Origin of the sequence: Phenylobacterium sp. (assembly GCF_036501465.1) — a bacterium.
Lineage (GTDB): Bacteria > Pseudomonadota > Alphaproteobacteria > Caulobacterales > Caulobacteraceae > Phenylobacterium.
In genome coordinates, this window is sequence record NZ_DASYAF010000098.1 from 1 (window position 1) to 3914 (window position 3914).

3 protein-coding genes and 1 pseudogene are annotated in these 3914 nt (G+C 69.2%); 3 read left to right on the top strand and 1 reads right to left on the bottom strand.

Translation table 11 applies throughout. From position 1 onward, the window contains the following. Positions 1–949 (bottom strand): cytochrome c oxidase subunit II (gene coxB, locus VGL85_RS10695; protein ID WP_331588910.1); only part of this gene is annotated, 949 nt, incomplete at its 3' end. Between the two features lie 258 nt (positions 950–1207). On the opposite strand from coxB, the gene VGL85_RS10700 reads away from it, so the two are divergent. From VGL85_RS10700 to VGL85_RS10710, 3 genes and pseudogenes are all read left to right on the top strand, one after another. Next, entirely contained in the window at positions 1208–1573 is a 366-nt protein-coding gene (locus tag VGL85_RS10700) for a DUF3140 domain-containing protein (protein ID WP_331588912.1), read from the top strand. Between the two features lie 55 nt (positions 1574–1628). Next, the gene (tldD, locus tag VGL85_RS10705) at positions 1629–3059 is read left to right on the top strand and encodes a metalloprotease TldD (protein WP_331588914.1); all 1431 of its coding nucleotides are present in this window, start codon (positions 1629–1631) and stop codon (positions 3057–3059) included. Between the two features lie 183 nt (positions 3060–3242). Continuing rightward, positions 3243–3914: pseudogene (locus VGL85_RS10710) on the top strand (TonB-dependent receptor); the annotation flags it as partial.

A 3914-nucleotide genomic window follows, 5' to 3' on the forward strand; every position in this document is an offset into this window, starting at 1 on the left:
CGGCGGCGGGCGCAGGAACGGGAGGGGTGGTCGAGGGCGCCACGGGCGCAGCGGCGCCCGGCGCGGTCTGACCCGCCGGCGTCGCGGCGGATGCGGCGGGGGCCGCGGCGGCCGGCGGCGGGGCCGAGCCGATCGGGGTTCCCTTCTTCGAAATCACCCAGGCGTCGAAGTCGGCCTGGCTCACCACCTTCACCTCGATCGGCATGAAGGAGTGGTCCATGCCGCACAGCTCGCGGCAGGAGCCGTAGTAGGTGCCGATGCGGTCGGCCTTGAACCAGGTGGAGTTCACCTTGCCCGGGATGGCGTCCATGATCACCCCGAAGGCCGGCACGGCCCAGGCGTGGATCACGTCGGCGCCGGTGGTGAGCACCTGGACCGTCTGATTGACCGGCACCACCACGGGCGCGGTGGTCGCCAGCCTGAAGGGCACGCCGGCCGCCTTGGCCTTGTCCTCTGGCAGGATGTTGGAGATGAACTCCGGCATCTTCTGGTCGGGATATTCGTAGCCCCAGTACCACTGATAGCCCGTGGCCTTCACGGTCATGTAGGGCTTGGGCATGTCGTGATATTCGAACAGCAGGCGGAACGAGAAGACCGCGATCACCACCAGGATCAGCACCGGGATCAGGGTCCAGATCACCTCCAGCGGGGTGTTGTGGCTCCACTTCGCCGGCGTCGGGTTCGCGCGCTTGTTGAAGCGGAAGATGCAGATCAGCAGCAGCACCGCCACGAACAGGGTGATGGCCGTGATGATCGGCATCAGAATCGCGTTGTGGAAGAAGATCGCGTCCTTCTTGAGCGGCGTGACGCCGGCGGTCATTCCGATCGCCTTGTCGATGGGCTGGCCGATCACCTCCTCGGCCATGGCCGCCGCGCCCCAGAGCGCCGTCAGGGCGCCTGTCGCGATCCCCGCCGCCAGCGCCCGCATCCCCTGAAACCTAGACTTCATGTCCCCTCGGTCTGGTTGGCCCGACCGTCGCGTCGAACCTGTCGATCCGTGCGACTGTACAGAACGGCGCACGCTGACGCTCTCGCGCCCGCCCTGGCCTGCTCAAGGGGGTGCATACGCGCATCGTTGGGGCTTGCCAAGGCGCAAGCCGGCGCCCATGACCGCATCGTCTGCACAAGGGCCCGGAGAGCGCCGGACCGCCGGCCGGAACAGCTTTCGCGGGCAGGGGTTTCGACGACTCATGTTCCCGGAACCGACATGCATTTGAGCCCCGACCAGGAAGCCGCCATCCGCCGGGAATTCGAGGCGCTGACCAACCTGGAGCCGGCCGAACTCAAGGCCTGGCTGAAGACCCCGGAAAGCCACAAGGTGGGCATGGTCCGGCGCGGCGAGAGGGAATCGGTCGGCCGCCAGTCGGCGAAGAAGATCCTGGCGATCAAGGCCACGCCTGTGGCCGACCTCACCGACGCCGACTACGCCCACATGAAGAAGGTCATCGGCTATTGCCGCCGCCACCTGGCGCAACGCCCGCACGGCGAGGTGAAGGACACCCGCTGGCGCTGGAGCCTGATGAACTGGGGCCACGACCCCCTGCGTGGCCGCCGCCACCCGCACGCGGGCTAGGCCGCCGCGGCCCCCGGAGGGTGACGCGCGCGCCGGGCCTTCCTATGTTGGCGCCATGAACGCGATCTCGCCTGCTTCCTCCATCCTCGAAACCGCCGGCGTCGACCCCAAACGCGCCGAAGCCATCCTGGGCGACGCCCTCAAGGGCGCCGACGACGGCGAACTGTTCGTGGAGCGCAGCGAGAGCGAGAGCTTCCTGTTCGACGACGGGCGGCTGAAGTCGGCGGCCTACGATTCGACCGAAGGCTTCGGCCTGCGGGTGGTGGCGGGCGAGACCGCCGGCTACGCCCACGCCAGCGAGATCAGCGAAGCCGCCATCGGCCGCGCCGCCGATTCCGCCCGGCTGGCCAAGCGCGGCTATTCGGGCGTCGCGGCCGAGGCGCCGCGCGCCACCAACGCCAAGCTCTACGGCGACGACAATCCGCTGGCCTCGCCCGACTTCTCCGACAAGGTCGCCCTGCTGCAGGAGATCGACGCCTGGTGCCGCGCCCGCGATCCCAGGGTCGTGCAGGTGATGGCCTCGCTGGCCGGCGAGCGCCGCGCGGTGGAGATCCTGCGCGCCGACGGCCGCCTGATTCGCGACGTGCGCCCGCTGGCCCGCATCAACATCCAGCTCACCGTCGAGCGCGACGGCAAGCGCGAGGGCGGCTATTCCGGGGCCGGCGGCCGCGCCGGCTTCGAGGCCTGGATCACGCCGGAGCGCTGGCGCGAGCAGGCCGAGGAGGCGCTGCGCCAGGCGCTGGTCAACCTCGACGCCATCCCCTGCCCGGCTGGCGAGATGGACGTGGTGCTGGGCCCCGGCTGGAACGGGGTGCTGCTGCACGAGGCGGTGGGCCATGGCCTGGAGGGCGACTTCAACCGCAAGGGCACCTCGGCCTTCTCGGGCCGGATCGGCGAGCGGGTCGCCGCGCCCGGCGTCACGGTCTTCGACGACGGGGCGATCCAGGGCCGCCGCGGCTCGCTCACCGTCGACGACGAGGGCACGCCCACCGGCCGCACGGTGCTGATCGAGGACGGCATCCTGGTGGGCTATATGCACGACCGGATGAGCGCGCGGCTGATGGGCCTCAGCGCCACCGGCAACGGGCGCAGGCAGTCCTACGCCCACATGCCGATGCCCCGGATGACCAACACCGGCATGATGGCCGGGACCTCCAATCGGGAGGAGATGATCGCGTCCACCAAGCGCGGCCTCTATTGCGCCAACTTCGGCGGCGGCCAGGTGGACATCACCAACGGCAAGTTCGTCTTCCAGTGCACCGAGGCCTATCTGATCGAGGACGGCAAGGTCACCACGCCGGTGAAGGGCGCAACCCTGATCGGCGACGGCCCGTCGGCCCTGACGAAGGTCACGATGATCGGCGACGACTTCTGCTTCGACAACGGCGTGGGCGTGTGCGGAAAGGCCGGCCAGAGCGTGCCGGTGGGCGTGGGCCAGCCGTCGCTGAAGATCACCGGCCTCACCGTCGGCGGCACCGCCGTCTGACGCCTGGAACCGTCGCCTGACGCGCTCCAGATGCAACCTAACCTGCGTATATTACGGAGTAAATAATTGCGCCGGGCATGATCTGCGCGCAATTCTGTCCGCGAATTAATCCACCTTACGGCCATTTAATTGGCTTCCGGGCCCCGGCGCAGGTCAGTTGCCCCCGTTCTTGGGGAGTGAGTGATGCTGCTGTTCATCCTGGCGCAGGCCGCCGCTGCGGCGGCGCCGGTTTCGCCTGCGACTCCAGCGACGCCGGCGCCCGCCGTCGCCCAGACCGGCGTCATCAGCTACGCGTCGGACTTCTTCGCCTTCGCCCACCCGAACACCGCGCTGGACATGGTGAACCAGCTGCCCGGCTTCGCCCTCGACACCGGCTCCAGCGTCCGTGGCTACGAGGGCGCGGCGGGCAATGTGCTGATCGACGGCCAGCGCCCGGCCGTGAAGACCGAAGGCATCGACTCCATCCTGCAGCGGATGCTGGCGACCCATGTGGCGCGCATCGACATCATCCGCGGCGGCGCGCCCGGCATCGACATGCAGGGCAAGACGGTGATCGCCAACGTCATCACCAAGAAGGAGAACGGCGCGCGCGGGATCTTCCACTACGCCGACCAGCACGACAGCGATGGCCGCCGCTTCGGCACCCTGCGCCTGGAAGGCTCCGGCAATATCGGCGAGCGCACCTACGAAGGCGGGCTGACGGTCACCGGCTTCATCGACGATGGCTTCGGCGACGGGCCGCGCAAGGAGCTGAACCCCGACGGCTCCGTCCTGGAAAGCGGCCATATCCACGGCCAGGGCTGGGGCACCCAGGTGATAGGCACCGCCGCGGGCGAAACGCCGCTCGAGGGCGGC

Bases quoted from the DNA above. Each gene is read 5' to 3' on its own strand.
- VGL85_RS10700 (WP_331588912.1), top strand. From the start codon at position 1,208: ATGCATTTGAGCCCCGACCAGGAAGCCGCCATCCGCCGGGAATTCGAG.
- tldD (WP_331588914.1), top strand. From the start codon at position 1,629: ATGAACGCGATCTCGCCTGCTTCCTCCATCCTCGAAACCGCCGGCGTC.